The organism is Dyadobacter chenhuakuii (assembly GCF_023821985.2).
Taxonomy (GTDB): Bacteria; Bacteroidota; Bacteroidia; order Cytophagales; family Spirosomataceae; genus Dyadobacter; species Dyadobacter chenhuakuii.
In genome coordinates this window covers 2192667-2212086 of record NZ_CP098805.1, presented here as the reverse complement: position 1 = coordinate 2212086, position 19420 = coordinate 2192667, and the positions used below count along the sequence as shown (strand labels likewise).

At 45.7% G+C, this 19420-nt stretch carries 20 protein-coding genes; 10 read left to right on the top strand and 10 right to left on the bottom strand.

Translation table 11 applies throughout. The features are described 5' to 3' along the window. Positions 1-91: 91 nt before the first annotated feature. Positions 92-745, bottom strand: a complete 654-nt coding sequence (locus tag NFI80_RS09080; protein WP_235163320.1) for a phosphoribosylanthranilate isomerase — start codon at positions 743-745, stop codon at positions 92-94. Positions 746-841: 96 nt separating this feature from the next. Between NFI80_RS09080 and NFI80_RS25705 the strand changes: the two genes are divergently transcribed. Then, on the top strand, positions 842-1063 hold the full coding sequence (locus NFI80_RS25705; protein ID WP_374759641.1) for a GrpB family protein: 222 nt from the start codon (positions 842-844) through the stop codon (positions 1061-1063). 32 nt (positions 1064-1095) lie between these two features. On the opposite strand, the gene NFI80_RS09075 is transcribed toward NFI80_RS25705, so the two are convergent. Beyond that, positions 1096-1338, bottom strand: coding sequence for a hexameric tyrosine-coordinated heme protein (locus NFI80_RS09075; RefSeq protein ID WP_235163321.1), 243 nt, complete (start codon positions 1336-1338; stop codon positions 1096-1098). A gap of 68 nt (positions 1339-1406) precedes the next feature. Continuing rightward, positions 1407-2834 (bottom strand): MocR-like pyridoxine biosynthesis transcription factor PdxR, encoded by a 1428-nt coding sequence (pdxR, locus tag NFI80_RS09070; RefSeq protein WP_235163323.1) that lies wholly within the window; start codon positions 2832-2834, stop codon positions 1407-1409. A 233-nt stretch (positions 2835-3067) separates the two neighbouring features. Between pdxR and NFI80_RS09065 the strand changes: the two genes are divergently transcribed. Continuing rightward, positions 3068-3301 carry a thioredoxin family protein gene (locus tag NFI80_RS09065; RefSeq protein WP_235163324.1) on the top strand — a complete coding sequence of 78 codons (234 nt, stop codon included), beginning with the start codon at positions 3068-3070 and terminating at the stop codon, positions 3299-3301. Positions 3302-3357: 56 nt separating this feature from the next. Continuing rightward, positions 3358-4089 (top strand): hypothetical protein, encoded by a 732-nt coding sequence (locus NFI80_RS09060; protein ID WP_235163326.1) that lies wholly within the window; start codon positions 3358-3360, stop codon positions 4087-4089. A gap of 171 nt (positions 4090-4260) precedes the next feature. On the opposite strand, the gene NFI80_RS09055 is transcribed toward NFI80_RS09060, so the two are convergent. The 4 genes from NFI80_RS09055 to NFI80_RS09040 all read right to left on the bottom strand — a co-directional run bounded on the left by NFI80_RS09055 (position 4261) and on the right by NFI80_RS09040 (position 7228). Continuing rightward, positions 4261-5154, bottom strand: coding sequence for a dihydrodipicolinate synthase family protein (locus tag NFI80_RS09055; protein WP_235163328.1), 894 nt, complete (start codon positions 5152-5154; stop codon positions 4261-4263). A gap of 62 nt (positions 5155-5216) precedes the next feature. Further along, positions 5217-5666, bottom strand: a complete 450-nt coding sequence (locus NFI80_RS09050; protein ID WP_235163331.1) for a cupin domain-containing protein — start codon at positions 5664-5666, stop codon at positions 5217-5219. Positions 5667-5776: 110 nt separating this feature from the next. Then, positions 5777-6118 carry an NO-inducible flavohemoprotein gene (locus NFI80_RS09045; RefSeq protein ID WP_256565293.1) on the bottom strand — a complete coding sequence of 114 codons (342 nt, stop codon included), beginning with the start codon at positions 6116-6118 and terminating at the stop codon, positions 5777-5779. Between the two features lie 408 nt (positions 6119-6526). Beyond that, the gene (locus tag NFI80_RS09040; RefSeq protein WP_235163341.1) at positions 6527-7228 is read right to left on the bottom strand and encodes a M12 family metallopeptidase; all 702 of its coding nucleotides are present in this window, start codon (positions 7226-7228) and stop codon (positions 6527-6529) included. A gap of 402 nt (positions 7229-7630) precedes the next feature. Between NFI80_RS09040 and NFI80_RS09035 the strand changes: the two genes are divergently transcribed. The 3 genes from NFI80_RS09035 (at position 7631) to ygiD (ending at position 9684) form a co-directional block, all read left to right on the top strand. After that, positions 7631-7903, top strand: coding sequence for a nuclear transport factor 2-like protein (locus NFI80_RS09035; RefSeq protein ID WP_235163343.1), 273 nt, complete (start codon positions 7631-7633; stop codon positions 7901-7903). A 254-nt stretch (positions 7904-8157) separates the two neighbouring features. Continuing rightward, positions 8158-8553: a YidH family protein gene (locus NFI80_RS09030; protein WP_235163345.1), complete on the top strand. Its 396-nt coding sequence runs from the start codon at positions 8158-8160 to the stop codon at positions 8551-8553. Between the two features lie 297 nt (positions 8554-8850). Next, a complete protein-coding gene (gene ygiD / locus NFI80_RS09025; protein WP_235163348.1) occupies positions 8851-9684 on the top strand; it encodes a 4,5-DOPA-extradiol-dioxygenase in 834 nt (277 codons plus the stop codon). Between the two features lie 15 nt (positions 9685-9699). Here the strand turns inward: ygiD and NFI80_RS09020 are convergent, their stop codons facing one another. Together NFI80_RS09020 and NFI80_RS09015 are read right to left on the bottom strand one after the other, a co-directional pair. Further along, entirely contained in the window at positions 9700-10611 is a 912-nt protein-coding gene (locus NFI80_RS09020) for a hypothetical protein (RefSeq protein WP_235163351.1), read from the bottom strand. Positions 10612-10676: 65 nt separating this feature from the next. Further along, positions 10677-11504, bottom strand: a complete 828-nt coding sequence (locus NFI80_RS09015; protein WP_235163352.1) for a helix-turn-helix domain-containing protein — start codon at positions 11502-11504, stop codon at positions 10677-10679. 257 nt (positions 11505-11761) lie between these two features. Between NFI80_RS09015 and NFI80_RS09010 the strand changes: the two genes are divergently transcribed. The 4 genes from NFI80_RS09010 to NFI80_RS08995 are packed head-to-tail and all read left to right on the top strand — an operon-like array spanning position 11762 to position 18459. After that, a complete protein-coding gene (locus tag NFI80_RS09010) occupies positions 11762-12442 on the top strand; it encodes an RNA polymerase sigma-70 factor (RefSeq protein WP_235163353.1) in 681 nt (226 codons plus the stop codon). A gap of 28 nt (positions 12443-12470) precedes the next feature. Then, a complete protein-coding gene (locus tag NFI80_RS09005) occupies positions 12471-13463 on the top strand; it encodes a FecR family protein (protein WP_235163355.1) in 993 nt (330 codons plus the stop codon). A 35-nt stretch (positions 13464-13498) separates the two neighbouring features. Continuing rightward, positions 13499-16828: a SusC/RagA family TonB-linked outer membrane protein gene (locus NFI80_RS09000; RefSeq protein ID WP_235163357.1), complete on the top strand. Its 3330-nt coding sequence runs from the start codon at positions 13499-13501 to the stop codon at positions 16826-16828. Positions 16829-16839: 11 nt separating this feature from the next. Further along, complete coding sequence (locus NFI80_RS08995) at positions 16840-18459, top strand: RagB/SusD family nutrient uptake outer membrane protein (protein ID WP_235163359.1); 1620 nt, start codon at positions 16840-16842, stop codon at positions 18457-18459. 146 nt (positions 18460-18605) lie between these two features. Here the strand turns inward: NFI80_RS08995 and NFI80_RS08990 are convergent, their stop codons facing one another. Continuing rightward, positions 18606-19220 (bottom strand): Crp/Fnr family transcriptional regulator, encoded by a 615-nt coding sequence (locus tag NFI80_RS08990; protein ID WP_235159192.1) that lies wholly within the window; start codon positions 19218-19220, stop codon positions 18606-18608. Positions 19221-19420: the final 200 nt, after the last annotated feature.

Sequence of the window (19420 nt, the reverse complement as noted above, 5' to 3'; positions counted from 1 at the left end):
CTGATAAAGGACTTTGAAATGTCGGTTGTGGTCGCCGAATTGAAGAACTATAAGGAGATAATAACACCCTTTTCTGGGTCAAAACAACATTTCATAATTCGACTGCATTAAAGAAATCTCTGAGTTTTTCCGGGTCCAGTTTTCCATCGGTACGAACGCTGCTGCAAAGGTCAAGCCCAAAAGGTTGAACCACTTCAATGGCTTGTCTGACATTGTCTTTGTTTATTCCGCCCGCGAGAAATAAAGGTATTTTTATTGATTGCCTGATTCGTCTGCTTATTTCCCAATTGTGGATTCGCCCGGTTCCGCCTAACTCTTTAACCGTTAAGTTTGGGTTGCCGCTGTCGAGCAGAATTGCGTCGACATATGTTGAAATTTCAACTGCTTCCTTTATTGCGCTTTCATCCGTAACATGGATGACCTGTACGAGTTTAACATTTGGCAATTCCTTGCGAAGTGCGTCATATTCCCGTTTTTCCAGCTCGTCAACAATTTGAATAGTTGTTGTGTTTGCTTTTTTATAATGGGCAATAATATCTTGCGGCTTTGTCTCACTTGTTAACAGGAAAGTAGCAATAGGAGGGGGGACTTTTTCAGCAATTTGTTTGATGAGCTCAACACTAATTATACCCGGTCCGCTTGGCATATGCCCCACCAGACCCAATGCCGCCGCACCATATTCAATAGCGAGCATTGCTTCGGCAACACTGCTTATGCAACAAATCTTTACTCTTGGTCTTTTCATAAAATGAATACAAATAAAATTACCTACATAGCAGATGCTGAGACCTCATATCGAACTACGCTTGGCTTCTTTGCAGGGTGATCAGGTTGCAAAAACGTGAAGAGCAGTAAAATTATAGCAGGTAATAACAATTGCCTTCAAATAGTTCCTTATCGGCCGGAGTGGCCAATACAGTTTAAGCAGATTGCAACCTTGCTAAAAGATGCAACTAACGCCTGGGATACCAGCATTTATCATATCGGATCAACGGCTGTCGGCAGCCATGGCTTATCTTTGTTAAGGAGGGTTATTTACAAATTATTACTGCATGCCTGGTAAGCTTGAATTGTGTAAGTTCGGCTACCAACTGCTCATTTTTTCCAGTAACTATTAGCTGCTGCAATTGTGGCAAATTCGGTGGCAACAGTTTGTCCAATCAAAACGAGCATTGTTGCATCCTGAGCGTATATAGACCTAAGTTTTTCCCGGACAGCTGCATCTGGCTGTGTGGCTTTAATGATGAGTCTTGCCATTTTGATTGCAAGCTGTCTGCCTTCTTCGGCAGTAGGGGTAATGAGTGAATTACCGGGCACTAGTTGAATTGGATCGGCCATTTTTTTATTTGTTTAAAGTAATTTTAATTGAAGAATTGCCTGTGGATCAAACGGTATAAATATTCATCTCAAGTAAAAGTCAAGTGTTTGGCTAAGAGCACAATTCCTTCTTTTAAGTCCTTTTCGGAAAGTGATCCGTAACCCAGCCTGATGCCGTTGACCGATGGGGCGTTGCTATAATTTTCCGGTGGGAGTATTTTAACGCCACTTGCGGCCATCATGTCTTTAATCTGCCGCCAGTTTTGCGTTTGCTTTGGTTGTATCCAAATCGCCAGACCGCCTTCCGGAACTGTATAGTCAGCCTTCTCTTTTAGATAAGCATTCAGCAACGAAACCGTGTAGTCGCGCTTTGCTTTGTAATAGCTTGTCGCTTTTTTAATGTGGCGTTTTATCGTTCCGTCATGGATCAGCTGTAAAACGGCCTGTTCCATAATACTATCACCCTGAACATCAATAATTTTGCGCAGCTCACCCACTTTTGAAATCAGCGAAGCATCGTGACTAACCAGATAGCCAATGCGCAAGGCAGGCGCAACAACTTTGCTCATCGTGCCGATGTACACAAAATTTTGTAGCTGGGCGAAGCTCGAAACTGGAAGCACCGGGCGATACCCGAAATGAAATTCGTTGTCGTAATCGTCCTCAATGATGGTAAATCCATGAGCGTTGGACAAGCGAATCAGTTCAAGCCTTCGTTGCAGACTTAATGTTACCGTGGTCGGATATTGGTGATGAGGTGTTGTGTAAATGGCCTTTATGTTCGGGTGGGTCTTCAAATGATCAATCACATCGCTGGTAACCAAACCGTCCTTATCGACCCGTACAGGCAGCAAGGTGGCACCAGCCATTTCAAATGCTTTCCAGGCAGGCTGGTAACCCGGATTTTCGACCAGGACAAAATCGCCTTTTGAACAAATACAATGGGCAGCGAGATACATCGCCATCTGGCTGCCACGCGTCACGCAAACGGAACTGCTGCTGATTTGCATACCCCGTTGATGGTTCAGCATTTGTACAATGGCTTCGATGAAATCCGCATGACCGAATTCGCAGCCGTAACCCATCATTTGCCATCGTGCACTCCGGTTGAAAATCTGCCGGTATCCACGCGCCAGCTCGGTCACGGGCGCAATTTTGCTATCGGGATAACCATCATCAAAAATGATCCTGTAATGTTGCTTGGGTAGGCTTTGATCCGGTGTGGTGATTTCTGTCTTACGCTGCCTGCTGAACACTGGCAGTGTGCCGGCAACAAATGTCCCTTTCCGTTCTTTGGATACAATCCATTCTTCGTTAAGCAGCACATGCAATGCTTCTACAATCGTATTCCGGTTCACATGCAACATTTCGGCCAGGTTGCGGCTTCCCGGCAAAGCATCACCGCTACTAAGTCTTCCAGATTGAATATCTGAAATGACAGCATCCGCGATTTGCAGATAAACGGGCTTTTGTGACTTATGATCAATCCGGATTTCCAATTTCCAGGGTCTAAGCATTGGACTAGCTGGTTTTATTTAAATGTCTCATTTTAACAGGCCAAAGTAAAATGTGCATGCATTCTACCAACTATTAAGGTTCAGGTGATTATTATGATTTTACAAAGTTGGATAAGTCGAAGCTGAGCCAGATAGTCCAGTATTATTAATTCAAAATGGTCCAGCAAGTATCGTTAGGGCTCCTCACTAAGTTTGAATCGGCAATGGTGCCACAGCTATCAAATATCACAAAAATGAGCAAGTCAATTTTCTATCACGCAGGTTGCCCGGTATGTGTCAGTGCAGAGCAGGACATTCTTAATTTAATCGGAGCAGATCAGGTTGAAGTTGTAAATATCGGGGAAGACCGCAGCCGTCTCAGCGAAGCAGAAAGTGCAGGGATTAAATCGGTTCCCGCTCTGGTTACGCCAAACGGCAATGTACTGCACATCAATTTCGGCGCATCGCTGGAAGATGTTAAAGGTTGAAAAAAAGACCGGCAGGACCCTGCCGGTAACGTTAATTTATCTTGACTAATCAAAACATGAAAACGACAATATTCACGCTCGCTGCCATCCTGTCCTTCACGGCCGCCATGGCATGCGCACATTGCAAAAAATACGAAGACTCAAAGGATTTTAAGATCAAATCAGCGCAGGTAATCCTTAACAAAAAATACGGATCACTCGAATTTGAGATTATCGTGGAAGGAACGGCCGGAAAGACTGTTCCCGCTGCCGTGGGAAAAATGGATATGGCTCCTGTCTTAGGATACGTTTTTCCTACAACATTGAGGCCGGAAGATATTGGTTTTAATCCAACCGAAGGCATTGTGGCCCTTGCCCTTACTTCGCATCCTGATTTTGACGATAGCCCGCTTTGGGATGAGAATGCCGACGGCAAGTTTGATAATGACGGAATTGTTTGGCATCCGCATTGGGTGGTGCTTGTAAAAGACGAGCGTGTAAAAGGCGGACTCTCGGTAAAGGAATATAAAAAGGCAGATAAAATCACAAAGCCTACAACAGCCCCCGACATGCCTATGTATATGGATTCGCCAGGTTATCAGGTCGTTACCCAGCAAAGCGCAATCCGCGTTTCAGTGCCTACATACAGGGTCAATAATAAGGTGGATTTCAATTACGATGCCGTCAGTTGCTATATGCAGGTGTCCGCTCCGGCAGATGGCATGTCCATGGATAAGCCGATGCTGGGTGTTGTTAATGTTTATAGCGTGCTTTCTGGCAAACTGACCTTGCCTTACAAGGTAAAATAACTTGGGCTATGGCTGAAATTGATGGAAAGATCGTTGATGCATTGGCTTATCAATGGACGTTGTCCGTGATTACGAAGGCTATGAAATGAAGCCGCTTTCGGAAATGTAGATCGTATAGCAAAGAAAGATCATCCCTATTTGAAACAGGGATGATCTTTTTGTTTGAACATTTCAGTCAAAAGCCACTTTCGTGGTTTCCAGAATATGCCCGAGTTCTGTGATTTCAGTTTCGGTAAGCGGTTGCAACGGCGCTCGCAAATGTCCTGCGTTTTCTCCAAGAATTGTGAGCCCTGCTTGAATTGCCCGGGGCAAGCCTTTGGCTACAATGAACCTGAGCAGATTGAGTTGTTCGAGAAAAAGAATTTGAGCTGATGCCAGATCATTGTTTTGAATTGCGTCGTATAGACTCAGGTTGAGTTCGGGGATCAGGTTGGGTGCGGCGGTGCACCATCCTTCGGCGCCTGCGGCAAAAGCGGCGAGCGCCAGCGGGTTGGAGCCATTGTAAAATGCCACATCATCGCCCAGTTCTCTTTTTAGCAAATGCATGCGCTGCACATCACCCGTGCTTTCTTTGATCATGGTTACATTGGGAATTTCCAGCAACCGTTTCAAAAGGGTAGGCGACATATCGACGCCGCCCGTTGCCGGGTTGTTGTATGCCATGATGGGAATAGAGATTTTGGACGCGACGGCATCATAATGGTTGACGATCTCATCATCGGTCAGTTTCCAGTAACTCATTGGAATGATCATGACCGCAGTTGCGCCTGCTTTTTCGGCAAACTTGGCATGATGAATCGTCCGCTCGGTGGTAAGGTTGGACACACCGACCAAAGTCGGCACGCGGCCGGCCACTTGCTGGATCGTTGCCTCGGTAATGGCCTCTTTTTCCTGATCTGTAAGGTATGGCAGCACGCCAGTGCTTCCCAGTGGCGCTATGCCGTGCGAACCGGATGCAACGAGGCGTTCAACCAGTGTCTTGAACAGGGGCAGATCTACGCTTTCATTTTCGTCAAATGGCGTAATAGGGTATGCGATGATCCCCTTGAATGGAACATTTTTCATTTTTATCAATGGTTAAAAAAGTGAAATGAAGTCTCCGGCATGAAGACTTCATTTGAATGGTTTTAAAGATCTCTTCCTTCTTCTTCGCGAAGTGCAACGCCCAGATTTTGAAGCTGGGGCGCGTTTTCGCAGGCAATGTATTTTGCCGGCAGTGCATCACTCAGGTTTTGATGTCTGTGCCATGCCCAGGAAGGAATGTAAAGGGCATCTCCCTTCTCCCATTCCACTTTTTCACCCTCGATTTCCGTAAATCCTTTGCCTTCCAGAACATATAGCACCGTTTCGTAAGTATGCCGGTGCCTGTTGGTCAGCTGGCCTGGTAACAAGCCGCCGATGGTCATGCTCACATTTTTGCTGGGCAGATCCACGAAGAAAACAGGATGCTTGCGCTCTGTTGAGAACTGGTTGTGCTCTCCGGCGTTTTCCACATTCTTATGGATCAGATAGGCCGGTTTTTGAAACTGTGGCCGTGCAAATGTCTGATGAAAATCTTTTGAACTGAACGTATCCATGATTGAAAACTTTTGCGTTTCATGCATTATTGCATTTCAAAAGTATCGCAGCCATGGATGGCAGCAGTGGTACAGAATCAAGATAAATGCCTGGGCCAGCTTCTTTTCCATTATCCCACAGCCAATGTGGCTGGACCAAATTCCTCAAAATGGATAGCCTCGCGCGCAACACCCTGCGCACTCAGATAGTCAAAATGTTTCTTGATAAAAGCGCCCGGTCCGCAGATGTAATATTGGGCATCGGGTTGCATGGCTTGCTGCACCTTACTGAGATCTACAAAACCTTCATAATAGCCATCTTCAATTTGCTGTTCAATCTTGTCATAAAAAGTGTGAACCGACATTGCGCCATGCTTTTCGCCAAGTTCACGCACATGATCTTTAAAAGCATGCACCCGGTAACCCCGGCATCCATGAATCCAGGTAACCGGTCTTTTGTTTCCGGCAGAAATCAGATAATTATATTAAGGGCTGCAAGGTTAGATAATTTATGGTACTCAATGACAACACGTTACTATTTTTGGGGTTGTCGACAACGCGGAAAGATGCAAAGCCGCCAATAATTTCAGCAGCGGCTCTGAAGTGTTTTACCATCTTATAATTCTAAGGATTCAGTGCTGCCATATGATTAGAGATTGGCCATAAGGAAGAAATCTCCACATGGTTTCCATTTGCGTCTATTTTGTAGAATCCACTTAAGTAAGTAACGTACAAACTTCCCTCGGAGGACATCATCCTCGGATATGCACCTATGGATGGTGAGAAAAGGGAAGTAAGGCCAGTGGATGGATTGACTTTGTAAATGCCGGTAGTATTCCTGGCGGTGGTTTTAATGTAATACAAAAATCCGTTGGAGGCCACTAGCTCCTTTGCCTCAGTGACGGCTTTGATCTGTGTAGCAACCCCTGTGTCAGGCGACACCCGGGATATCCGTAATGAACAGTAATTGTTTGGTCACGGTCGTCGCGATTATGCTCATGAAATAGGCCTAACGTGTGACAGATCTCATGCAGCACGCTCCCATAATTGAATGCAAGACCAAGATTAACGAATTGTTGCCCACCGCTCATGCCGATAGAAGAAGAAAATCCATGGCTGTTTTTGAACGTCACATAGTTATTTTGATTAGAGCGTTGAACAAACCGAATGGGCGTGTAATACTCGATATGGATCATCGCCTTATAAATATCAGATGCGTTTGTAAGTGATTTGTCAATGGTATAAGGAACGATTCCATTCGTCCAGCGCCGCGCTTTGGATGGAACGCCGGCGGCTTGGTTCCGTAAACCAGCTTCCTCATTGAGCTGTTCTTTTGACAAAATGATGTCTCCTTCAAATACCGCCTCTCCGTTGATCTGATGATAGGTAATCTCTTCTCCAAACAATTTACCTTTCTTTTCTATACCAGTTATGCCTGGGTAGGCAAGTTCGGGAATATATTTCTCGGGCCCGGTTTTGGGTGCTGTACTCAAAACTTCTTCTTCCCTAAGCTCTGAACAGGAGCTGAAAATGAGCATAGCAATAACGATACATGACCTGCTGGCAAATAGAATGGTCTTCATAAGGAACATTGTTTTGGTTTGGACAACTCGTGCTATTTTGCATTTCGAAAGTAAGGCAACCAGCCAGGTAGAGAAGCGGATAATCGACGAATGGCGGCAAATAATCGGGGAAGGGAAACTGAGGTTAAGAAAAAGTGGTGAAAAATAGCTGCCTATGCGATCTTGGTAGGGGAAAAATCGTATACTGAAAGTGGAGATATCTATACTGAAAATATGACCATAATTTATGTTCCTAGCCGTGAGGTAAAAACAGTAGGAAGCTTAAAAGTCACAGTCGAAATTCATTAGGTTATTCCTTACGGGCCTTGTAGAATCGAGAGAAATGAGTAAGGCAATTTCAGTGTAATACAGTTGACCTATGTCAACGTTTTTAAAGTCTTGATTGAACCCTGCTTAGTGTAAATGGAGAAATTCCTAAGTAGGATAAAAACCATTATCATTTTCATTGTCTACGACGAATCCATTGACAGGCTCTTTGAATTCAAACTTCTCGATCAAGCTTTCGCTGACGATGGTGATACGGTAATCACCTCGGGGTATTTTGAAACGAGAATGCTCAAAACAGACAAGATTTTCAAATCACTTTTCTTTACGGAAATTACTATTTCAAAAGGTAAAATAGTCAAATATCGCCTTCTGGAAGACAGCTTCGGGCTGGTCCTCGCATTGAGCTAGTCAAGGCAGGGTTAGGGCAGGAGCTTCACCAACGCCGACCCTAATCGCATTGCAGTATTTTGTCTGGTCTTGGATTTCTTTTCCCTTCAATTGCCAGTGGTAAAGCCTATATCATAGCAATTCAGTTCTATTAAATGTTTACCCAGTAAAATGAGAGGCAAACTCATTTACTAAGTATCTGATTATATTTGAATGTAGTACGGACTTTACTAGTGTCTAATCAGCATATTTGCTATTAACCAAGCATCAGTTACATGAGCTTAGAAGAAAACAATAACCTATCCCCATTCAAGCCTAATGATCATCTGGCCAATGAAAGGACTTATTTGGCCTGGGTTAGGACTGGAATTGGGATTATGGCCTTTGGCTTCGTAGTTGTTAAATTTTCATTGTTTGTAAAACAGATCGGCTTTGTACTGCAAACGCAAGTCTCCACACCCTCGCATCGATATTCATCCATGATCGGCATTATTCTTGTCGCCATGGGCACACTGGCTATCCTATTCGCTTTTTTACAGTACAGAAAGACGGAAGAACAGCTTAAAAGCGGGCATTATAAACCCACGACTTTATTGACCACTCTTCTAACCGGAGTCATTTTCCTAATCAGTATTTTATTGATTGCTTATCTTTTGGAAAGCTCCCTTTGAGCTGTGATGTAGATGATTGTTTGTCCAAATCGGATAGCTTATGTATAAGGTGTTTCTTAGCAAATTCAACGAGAAGGTACAACTGAGCGAATCAGAAGAGTATGAGCTGGGCTTATCTTGACTAAAATCAATGGAATTTCTTGATCAGACTCATCGTCCCGTGAAGGCTCATTGATGTAATTTTGTGTATCGAAATGACACAAGTGAGCTTGTTAATACTGCTCGTTCCGACCCTGTTGTAGCAGGCAAGCTAGGCGTAAGCTATTCAGAAAAAATGCCGTAACAGGCGCAATTAGTATGACAACATTAACAGCATTCAAACATTTTACAAATGAGCTTCCAGACCAGCAGCGACCAATGCCGGTCCTGTTTATAGGCCACGGCTCACCGATGAACGGCATTGAAGACACTGCGTTTAGCAGAAGGTGGACACAAATGGCCAAGGAAATCCCTACGCCAGCTGCCGTGCTGGTGGTATCGGCGCACTGGTTTACCAATGGCACTAAGATCACAGCGATGGATTTTCCGGAAACAATCCATGATTTTGGTGGATTTTCGCCGGCACTTTTTGCCGTGCAATATCCTGCACCGGGCAATCCAGCATTAGCCAAAGAAGCTGCCGGGCTCATTCGTTCCGCAAAAGTGGAGCTTAATCATGACTGGGGACTTGACCATGGCACCTGGACGGTGGTAAGACATATGTATCCGGAGGCCGAAATTCCCGTGCTTCAACTGAGCATTGATTATACCAAAGGGCCTCAATACCATTACGATCTGGCAAGGGAACTAATGGCGCTGCGAAAAAAAGGAGTGCTGATCATTGGCAGCGGAAATATGGTGCACAATCTGAGAATGGTAGCCTGGGACAAGCTTAGCGTGCAGGGTTATGGATACGACTGGGCGTTGCAAATCAATGAGCAATTTAAAACCCTGATCCAGGAAAATGACCACAAGCCACTGATCAATTACAGTCAGTTGGGAAGGGAGGCCGCACTGGCCATACCAACACCGGAGCATTACCTTCCTCTGATGTATACATTGGGCTTAAAGGCGGGAAAGGAACCTGTTTCCTTTTTCAACGATCAGGCTGTTGGCGGTTCACTGACAATGACGTCTGTTAAAATTGGGTAGTCGTATTCCTATCAGCTATGGCCTGGAATCTGCTTTATCCCAATTCAACTGGACATCTGCAATGCTTTTATGTGCCTTTCTACTTAGTAGCTCAGCCAGTTCAGGATCACCCAAAATCTCTCTTTGGGTCTTCAATGTGTTCCATAAGTTTTTAAGGCCATCAGTGTTGCTTGCGTCATATATTTCGCCGGCGGCAATATGCCAGCGGCACTGGTACCAACCATAGTTTTGGGGGTAATTTGGCCCTATCTGATTATAATTTTTTTCCAGCTCTTGCAATGTGGTATACTTCAATGTGGACCTGTCAGTAGTTGCAACGGCCATTTTAGGAAATGTAGTCAGCGCATTCAAAAGCTCAGGCTCCTTTTCAGCAATGTAAGTATGAAGCAAAATGTTTGGAAATAACTCGCCCATCCACCTGCGCTGCATGACCAAACCGCCCTGGTTATGGTAGGCATGACCGAGTTCATGGATAGCCAGCAAGTCAAAGAATGGCTCCATATTCAGCCCGCCGCTCTTATCTGAATAGGCTTCTTTAACGGGCCCGGCATATGCGGCCGGAATTTTGTCAGTTGCTGGAACCATGCTTTTCCAGTGATCATTGTTTTCGGCAGCAACTATCAGCGTTTTATTGCTGGTATAATGGGGCATACCGTAAAAAGGGAATTTGGTGAAATTTTTCCAATCTCCCGGAGAGAGTATCAGCAGGGTTACTGTTGGCGTAAACTGTAACAGCTCGGTGTAGAATGCTTGCACATTGTCGAGTTGCTGGGCCATGCGCCTGGCCTTTGCTTCTGACCCGCTACTGTAATAAGTATCTGTTTTAAATCCCTTTAAATGTGTCAATCCTTCGGAAGACTGCGCATTTAATTGATTGCAAATGAGAAGAAAGCACATGATAAATAATGCCAGATAAGATGTTTTCATGATTTTTTTTATCACAAAACTATCTTACAAGCTGACCCTGTGCCTAGTACAAAATCGACATTTTCTCAGTAACGCATGTCCTTTTGCATACGCAGCGGGGTTGAACGCAGTTCTTGCTCTATAACAGAAGGATTTACCCCCGCAAAAATCTTGAAGTCCCTGATCATGTGCATTTGATCAAAGTATCCTGCTTCGTGCGCTATTTGTAACCAGCTGATTTGGGGGAAATCTTCCCGAAGCCTGTATGCTTTGGAGAATTTTAAAATGCGGGCATAGAATTTCGGGTTCATGCCTATTCTTTCTTTACAGATCCTTTCAAATTGTTTTAAGCTCAGACAGGAAAGTGACGCCGTCTTCTCAATAGACATGGCACCATTGGTTGCCAAGAGCGCGCGAATGGCAGCATCAAAGGGCAACGCCTTTCTGAGACCGACTACCCTTTTTAAAAGAAATTCTTCGACTATATTTTTACCTTCCTCTATGGTGCCTATATTTTGTAAGCGTTCGTTGACGCTTTGCATTTCGGCATCAAAAAAGTCCAGTGCATCATAGCCGCCGTCAGCCAACTCGTGCATGGGAACGTTCAAGATGCGGTACATGGCGCCCGGCAGAAAGTCAACGCGTACCGACCTGAGACGTTTATGCACTTTCACATTTACCCGGGAAAGCTGGGGCCCGGTAAGCAAGACAAGTGGCTGCACTTCAAAATTCGCTGACCCGGGACGGCCCATCGATACAGGATCATTGCAATAAAACATTAATGATTGAAAAGGCGAAGGCGGAAAGGGTGTCACCACCTCACTAATTCCATCCATCAGCGTCAAATCTACCGTCAATATGTTAAGTACATATTCATGGAGAGCCGGGTGCAGTAAGTGTGTTTTTACTTCCATTTAACGTGCAGGTCTAGCAATAATTATCGTTGTATTCCCAAGGTACAAAAAACAGGTATAACACATTGTCTTAGATGTATTTGCATCGTTTCTATAAATGGGAAAATAAAGTTAGACCTGAGCGTACAGTAATGTGAGCATAGACTAATAATGGCGATTCTGAGCTCTGGAGTGGATATCACAAAATTCTTTTTAAAACGACTAGGTAATTTTAACCGGTGATCTGTCATACCTTGGAAAGTAAAACAGGGTTACATATGATCGGAATCATCAGTCTTGAGTCTTCTGATAACGCGGGAGACGAGCGCGCTTTGAAGGCAGCAGGAGAGGAAGCTATGCCGGAAGCAGGACTGGATGGTTTGGCGGATACTGAGTTCTTTATCCGTAAAACATTTGAAACGGACGTTCAAAAAGGCTGTGAGCTGCTTTTTAAGCGCTACTACAAGCCAATGTGCAGCCATGCAGTGCGGTTTGTGTATTCCAAAGACATTGCAGAAGATATAGTCGCCGACATTTTCTGTAACTTCTGGGACAACCAGATTCACTGCACGATCAATACATCTTACGGCGCCTACCTATTCCGGTCGGTAAGGAACCGTTGTTTCAATTACTTACAAAAGGAACAGAACAAGACATTGTCGCTCGATGCCATCATCGAAAACGATCCCCTTGCCTCCCATTTACCCGAAAAAATGATGCAGTACGAGGAGCTTTACCAGCAGGTGAACACGCTTGTTCAGGGACTTCCGTCGCAATGTCAGAAGGTTTTTGTGATGAACCGATTTGAAGGCAAAGCTGGCAAGGAAATCGCCACGGAACTCAATTTGTCTACCCGAACTGTTGAAGCGCATATATCGAGAGCGCTGAATGTGATCCGGCACGGGCTGCGGCATTATTGGGTAGAGTCGGTCGTGCTCTTTATTGTTTCATTCTGTTAAAATCTCAAATAAGCTATTAAAGCCGATTATGTCATTGATAAGCAAACCTTTACTATTTGAACATTTCGCTGGCCGCACTTCGGTGCTTCAAAAAAAGCTGATCGAAGAGTGGCTGCAGACAGCAGCCAACCAGGATCTGTTTTATGCCTGGCTGGCCGAGTGGGAGATGACTTTCCCGGTCTACGATCCACGAATGGAGGAGCCGCTGGCGCGTTTTGATCAATATATGCAGGAGCCACAAAAAGTACATTCTATTCCTGCTGCTTTTGAGGATAAAAAAACGTTTACTGGATATCGTTACCTTGCTGCGGCAGTATTCCTTGCTTTGATCACGTTTGCGGGTTTTATCAACAGGGATCAGATCCGCTACCAGCGCTACAGTACCGATTTAGGCAAAATGAAAGAAATAACCCTCTCCGACGGAAGCCGGGTTACCCTCAATGCAAACGCAGTTCTGCGTGTTCCGCGCTGGACATTTGGTGTTTCGGACCGGAATGTATTTCTGGAAGGTGAAGCGGAGTTTGCCATTAAGCACTTACCTGATCACCAGCTTTTTCAGGTTCATACGATGGACAATTCCCTCATAACCGTGCTTGGAACGGAGTTCACCGTGCATGCCCGTGAGCAGCTTACCAATGTGGTATTGAACAAAGGAAAAGTAAGATTGTCTTCCGCCGCTGCCGAGAAGCCGCGAACCATGCAGCCGGGAGAGCGCGCGACGATCGTGAAAAGCGGTGAAATAAAAGTTGAAATGTTGTCTGAAAAAGAGCTTGCTGCCGAAATGGCGTGGAAAGAACATCGTTTTGTGTTCGATAATACCCCGTTGAGCGCCGTGGCCCGCAAGATCCGGGAAGTTTTCGGTGTGGAGGTCCATATCCCTGATAAAGGCCTCGCCCTCAGAACTGCAACCGGTTCTTTTCCCGCAGAGAGTGCCGAAGAATTATTGACCAATATGTCGGTCATGTACGGTTTCGAGATCGTCAAAACCAAAAAGCAATTCCTGATTAATCCTATCCCTTAACTTTTTTCTTTACTTCCTAACCCAATCAACTGATTATGCAGAAACGACTATTATCAGTCCGACGGCTATTCCTATTGCTTGCAATCAGTGCTTTACCCACGCTCGTATCCGGCCAGCTGCTGGCAAAGCTGAAAAGTCAGCAATTTCCGCAGCAAGCAGAGACTCAGCGCGCGATGAAGCTCAAAGAAATGTTGCTTTTGCTTAAAGCAAAGTATCAGGTTGACCTTTTATTTGAAGAAAAGATCCTTCCCGAAATACTCGTACCGGGCAATTCGATACGGTCCGGCGCCTCATTTGAAAACAACCTGAAAACCTTGCTGGGATCTACGGGAATTCAGTTCAGGAAAGTAAAAAAGGGCACGTATGTATTACTGGACCAGAAAAGGACGCGCGAGTTTATGAAGCCTGAGGCGCTCGCTCCCGGGCAGCCGGAAGGATACAAACAGGAATTGCCTGCGATCCCCTCGGCATCAGAGGCAGAAAAAGAGATATCGAAAACGACCCGTGTTGCACCCAATGAGATCACGATCAAGGGAAAAGTGTTCGATACGCACGAACCGCCCCGCGAGCTGCCCGGCGTAACGATCGCCATCAAAGGAACGAACGAAGGCGCGTCGACGGACGAAAACGGATATTTCGCACTCGATGTGCCACGTGACGCGGTTCTGGTGTTCTCGATGGTCGGTCACAAAAGCATGGAGTATGTTGCCAAATCAGCAAATTCAAACCTGATCATCGCATTACAGGAAGAAATTGCGAGCCTGGATGAAGCGGTGGTTGTGGGACAGACGGAACAGAAGAAAAAACACATTGCGGGTTCAATCACAACCATGAATGTCGCTTCGCAGATCAGCGGAAAGCCGATCACAACCTTGTCGCAATCGCTGCAAGGCGGGGTTACCGGCTTACAGGTGCAGCAAAACTCAGGCATGCCTGGCGGCGACGCGGCGGCGATCAAAATTCGGGGTATCAGTACGCTGGGCAATTCCAATCCGCTTATTCTGGTTGATGGGATTCCAATGGACATGAACCACATTGATCCTGTAACTGTGGAAAGTGTAACGGTTTTGAAAGATGCGGCTGCGTCAGCCATGTATGGTGCCAGGGCGGCCAATGGTGTGATCCTGGTCACGACAAGGCGAGGTACACCAGGCAAAATTTCGGTGACTTACGATGGTTATGTCGGTTCGCAATCGCCTACCTATTTGCAAAAACTCGTCGATGCGCCGCAGTATATGCGCATGTACAATGAAGCGCGTGTCAACTCGGGGAACCAGCCTTTTTACACGGATGAGGTCATTCAGAAAACAGCAGAAGGCTCGGATCCGATCATGTACCCGAATACGGATTGGGTGAACCTGATCGTACGGGAAAACTCGCCGATCACCAGCCACTCCATTTCACTTGACGGGGGCAATAACCTAGCCAGGTTTGCGGTAACAGCCAACTATCTCTACCAGGATGGAATGATCCCGCTTAGCAAAATGGACCGTTTCAACATTCGTGCGAATACGTCCATTACGGTAAATAAAAGCTTTGTTTTCGACGTCGATCTGTTAGCCATAAAAAGAAACACACGGAACAATACCCGTCCGGATGCCAACCAGGGTAACCGGATGCTGGAAGACGTGTACCGTGTGCCCCCGACTATTTTACCCAAATACCCCGAAAAGAACGGGCGCACCATGTACGGCAGGTACGCGGATATTGTGAACCCACTTGCGTACGCCGAGAAAGGTGGTTACCGGGATTTCGAAAGCGGGCAGGCATTGATTAATATCCAGCCTAAATGGGAGATTTTTCCAGACTTTAACCTGAAAGGGCAGTTCAGCTTTCGATTGAACAGCGACCAGGACCGGACGGTAGCGGACGCGTACAATTTCTTTGATTACGGAACAAACCAGTTGGTGCAAAGCTGGGGGGTGCAGCGGGGTGCAAGTTTTGCGCGCGGGACCTATATGTACATGGCTGCCAATGCAGATTACACTTTCACTAAAAACGATCACCGTCTTTATGCATTTGGTGGTTTTTCAACAGAAAAAAATAATTCGGGTTACTGGGATGTGAATACGATGGTGTCGGGTTATACCAAACTAAACTATTCATTTAAGGACAAATATTTGCTGGAAGCAACCGCGCGAATGGACGGTTCTTCCAAATTCGGGCCGGGGCATCAGTGGGGTTTCTTTCCTTCTGCGGCGGTAGGATGGAATATGCACCAGGAGGAATTTTTGAAGAATGTGCGCGGCATTAATAACCTGAAACTGCGCGCTTCCTATGGTTTGCTGGGGAACGAAAATATTGGACTGTACCGGTTCCAGACATTGGTAGAAGGCACAAACGGTTATGAGAACATTTGGGGTAACCCTGATATTACCTGGGAAACCGTTGGGCTTTTCGATGTCGGAATCGACGTCGGGCTATTCAACAACAGCTTTGAACTGATATTTGACTATTATGATAAAGTAACCAAAGACATTATCCTGCAACCACAGGTTTCCTATGTGGGCGGAATGGGTAATGTGCCTATCAATGCCGGAAAGGTAAGAAACCGGGGATGGGAGTTGTCTCTCAATTATTTTAAGGAGTTGGGCAAAAACTGGAACCTGTCGGTGAAGCCGGGGCTCTCTTACAATCAGAACCGGATTCTGGAACTGCAAAACGGGCCATATCTGACAAGTACCAGTATCAACCAGGAGGGCCAGCCGATCGGCAGCGTATATGGGTACCGCACGGGCGGGCTGTTACAGCAAAGTGACTTTGCAGAAAGTGGTACACCATTGGTTCCGTCCGTAGTAGGGGCCAAGCCAGGGGATATCCGCTACCTTGATCTGAATGGGAACGGACAGATCGACGCACAGGATCAGGAGGCAATCGGTAACCCTGTCCCGATGGTCAACTACTTTACCAATATTCGCCTGGCGCACAAAAAGTTTGATATCGAAATGCTGTTACAGGGAACCGGGAAAAGCGACCAGCGATTGACTGGAATGCTGGCTTATCCGCTGGATCAGACAGCCGACGGAGGTGTTCCAACTACTTACTATGCAGACCGTTACTGGACTCCCGAGCGCACGGATGCACGGTTTCCAAGGCTTTCGAATACACCAGCGAACAACAAACTTTCGTCCGATTTCTGGATCCAAAACGGGGCTTACTGCCGCGTGAAGTACATCCAGCTGGGTTATAATCTTCCGGTAAAGGCAGTAAGGAAAGTGGGGGCCATGGGAGTGAGGCTTTATGTGAATGCGCAGAATCCTTTCGTATTTACTCCTATGAAATTAATGGATCCGGAAAGTCTGGGAAACCAGTGGACCTACGGGATCATGAAAGTGTACACAGTTGGTATTAATGTCAAATTTTAGTGGCTGCAACGATGAAAAAGCGATTTCAAATAACACTTACTGTTTTGATGCTGACGGTTTTTACCGGCTGTGAAGACTTTTTAACGCAAAATCACCCGACCGGGATCACCGACGACAAATTCTGGGAAACCGAAACCCACGCCCGCGACGCTTTAAAAATTGTATACGATGCCCTGCCGGGTGGCACCAATGGCCGAGATATGCCATTAAACACCAGCAATATTATGATCATTTCCGGTCTGAGCGATGAGGCGGTGCACCGTGCAGATTATATTGGTGCCTATGAGGAATTTACCAGAGGCGTGCACAACAGCAATTGGAGTACATCACTTTGGTTCTGGAGTTCCGACTTCTCAGGCACGCGCCGGGCAAGCCGCTTCCTGGAAAATGTAGACAAATGCTTTATGGACGAGGCGCTTAAAACGCGCATGAAATATGAGGCCCGTGCATTGCGCGCTTACTATCATATGGAATTGTTTCAATTTTTTGGCGGCATACCCATTGTAACCAAGTCGCTGACGCCCAATGAGAATAACCTAAGGCGAAATTCCGAAGAAGAGGTCTATAATTTTATCATTTCCGAACTCACCGAATGTGCGCAAAACTTGCCCGATACTTATACCAACGACGAATTCTGGCGGGTAAACAGTTCGGCCTGCTGGACACTGATCGCCCGGCTCGCACTCTATAAAAAAGATTTTGCACTGGCCCGCGATGCTTCTAAAAAGGTGATCGACAAGCGTATTTACGAGTTGTATACCAGCAAAACGGCCGGGGCTAATCATCTTGCAGAATTGTTTACCTATTCCGGAATGCTTAATAACGAGCGCATTATGATCCGTCCGAGTGGTGCCGCTGTGGCCTGGACGCGTTTTGCACCGTTCGGGATTGGCGGAGAAACTTACACTTCACCTACCAGCACGGTGGTCGATAACTGGGAAACGAAGCAGGGAAAAACGATTTTTGAGCTGGGGCCAGATTCTCTGGCAGCTTACCGAAAAAACCCAAACCATCGGAACAACCGCGATCCCAGGCTGCTTGCCTCAGTATTGTTTTCGGGTGAAAAGTTCGTTGATAACACTTACACCGTCGATCCATTTAATGCATCAACCAGTAACCCTGACCGCATTGGATTGGAAAAGTCTACGGCAACCGGCTATTGGATCAAAAAATACCTGGATCCGCGCGACCGACAGCCCAGAGGAGGCACGCTCGACTTCATGATCATTCGCTATGCGGAAGTGTTGCTAAATTATGCGGAGTCGCTGATCGAGCTGGGTGAATGGAATAACCCCGAAGTATTGAAAAGCATCAATCTGGTACGAAACAGGTCAAAAATGCCGAATGTTGACATCAAAGTGTACAATTCGCAGGTGAAACTTCGGGAGCTGATCCGTCGCGAACGGCAGGCGGAACTGGCCTTTGAAGGACAGCGCTACTATGATATCCGCAGGTGGGGGATCGTGAATGAGGTAATGAACGGCCAGGTTTTTGGCGCGACTAATCCAGAAACGGGTGTGCCAGTGCGCGTAGAAGAACGGTCCTATAATCCAAGTCGCGACTACCTCTGGCCAATCCCGCAAAATGAACTGCTCGCGAACCCGAATATGCAGCAGAATCCTAATTATTAAACTTAAATGCTTTAAGCACCAGAAGGGTTGAGTGCGGAAAAACGGCAAATATTTGACCGGATCACACTGATGGGCAACAGTTCAATCTGGTGTGATCCCTCCGAATCTCTGAATGAATAGAGGAGCAATTGCTGGAAAAAGTTATTTTAAACCACGGAAGCAGGCTGAGAAGCGTTGATATGCGCCTTATCTTTTTCCGCGATCCTTGCTCTTAACCTGCTTAAAGATTCAGGTGTTATACCTAAATAACTTGCTAATTGGTGCTGTGGCACACGCTGAATAAGGTCTGGCCGCGATTGCAGTAAGTTCAGGTATCGTTGTTCCGGAGAAGAGGTCTTAAACTCGTCAAATTTGGTTTGCTGTTTAACTAAAAGCTCTTCTGATAGAATTCTGCAAAGCGATTCAAATTTCGGGAATTTGCTAAATGCCTCGACGTCCATTTCAGGAGTCGAAACGTTAAGTATCGAGTCTTCAATACAAGATACATAATATTGGGAAGGTGCTTTATTGAGAACGGAAGGCGGTGTCAAGCCTTCCATTTCTGTATAAAACGCAGTCGTTTTTTCTACTCCGTCAATGATGTAATAAATCCGAATACAACCTTTCAATACAAAGTATATATCATTTGAGTATTGTCCTTCCCTTAGGAGAACTGTACCCTTTTTGACTGTCCGAAAAGTATTAAAAGAGATGATGATATTCTTTTCATCTTCTGTCAAAGGAACATATTTTGATAAAAAGTCAAATAGTACGTCGTGCATTTTCAGCCTTTGTTTATTTGTGCCGGATCTTAAATTTATACCATCCTTGAATATACGAAGATTGTAGTGCATTCGAAAAAAACCGGTATTTCACTTACCGCCTTGAAACTTCATCTGGGCTAAAATGGTACAACGTTCACGCTTCATTTCTTAACCAAAGTCAATGGATGCCGGTTGACTTCGGTTCAACTTTGCGGAAT

What these genes read in the sequence shown, in the direction of transcription:
- NFI80_RS09005 (WP_235163355.1), top strand. Translation starts at nt 12,471, where the DNA reads ATGTCATTGATAAGCAAACCTTTACTATTTGAACATTTCGCTGGCCGC.
- NFI80_RS09010 (WP_235163353.1), top strand. Translation starts at nt 11,762, where the DNA reads ATGATCGGAATCATCAGTCTTGAGTCTTCTGATAACGCGGGAGACGAG.
- NFI80_RS09065 (WP_235163324.1), top strand. Translation starts at nt 3,068, where the DNA reads ATGAGCAAGTCAATTTTCTATCACGCAGGTTGCCCGGTATGTGTCAGT.
- ygiD (WP_235163348.1), top strand. Translation starts at nt 8,851, where the DNA reads ATGACAACATTAACAGCATTCAAACATTTTACAAATGAGCTTCCAGAC.
- NFI80_RS09060 (WP_235163326.1), top strand. Translation starts at nt 3,358, where the DNA reads ATGAAAACGACAATATTCACGCTCGCTGCCATCCTGTCCTTCACGGCC.
- pdxR (WP_235163323.1), bottom strand. Translation starts at nt 2,834, where the DNA reads ATGCTTAGACCCTGGAAATTGGAAATCCGGATTGATCATAAGTCACAA.
- NFI80_RS09015 (WP_235163352.1), bottom strand. Translation starts at nt 11,504, where the DNA reads ATGGAAGTAAAAACACACTTACTGCACCCGGCTCTCCATGAATATGTA.
- NFI80_RS09020 (WP_235163351.1), bottom strand. Translation starts at nt 10,611, where the DNA reads ATGAAAACATCTTATCTGGCATTATTTATCATGTGCTTTCTTCTCATT.
- NFI80_RS09075 (WP_235163321.1), bottom strand. Translation starts at nt 1,338, where the DNA reads ATGGCCGATCCAATTCAACTAGTGCCCGGTAATTCACTCATTACCCCT.
- NFI80_RS09030 (WP_235163345.1), top strand. Translation starts at nt 8,158, where the DNA reads ATGAGCTTAGAAGAAAACAATAACCTATCCCCATTCAAGCCTAATGAT.
- NFI80_RS09050 (WP_235163331.1), bottom strand. Translation starts at nt 5,666, where the DNA reads ATGGATACGTTCAGTTCAAAAGATTTTCATCAGACATTTGCACGGCCA.
- NFI80_RS09080 (WP_235163320.1), bottom strand. Translation starts at nt 745, where the DNA reads ATGAAAAGACCAAGAGTAAAGATTTGTTGCATAAGCAGTGTTGCCGAA.
- NFI80_RS09040 (WP_235163341.1), bottom strand. Translation starts at nt 7,228, where the DNA reads ATGAAGACCATTCTATTTGCCAGCAGGTCATGTATCGTTATTGCTATG.
- NFI80_RS09055 (WP_235163328.1), bottom strand. Translation starts at nt 5,154, where the DNA reads ATGAAAAATGTTCCATTCAAGGGGATCATCGCATACCCTATTACGCCA.
- NFI80_RS09035 (WP_235163343.1), top strand. Translation starts at nt 7,631, where the DNA reads ATGGAGAAATTCCTAAGTAGGATAAAAACCATTATCATTTTCATTGTC.
- NFI80_RS08990 (WP_235159192.1), bottom strand. Translation starts at nt 19,220, where the DNA reads ATGCACGACGTACTATTTGACTTTTTATCAAAATATGTTCCTTTGACA.
- NFI80_RS08995 (WP_235163359.1), top strand. Translation starts at nt 16,840, where the DNA reads ATGAAAAAGCGATTTCAAATAACACTTACTGTTTTGATGCTGACGGTT.
- NFI80_RS09000 (WP_235163357.1), top strand. Translation starts at nt 13,499, where the DNA reads ATGCAGAAACGACTATTATCAGTCCGACGGCTATTCCTATTGCTTGCA.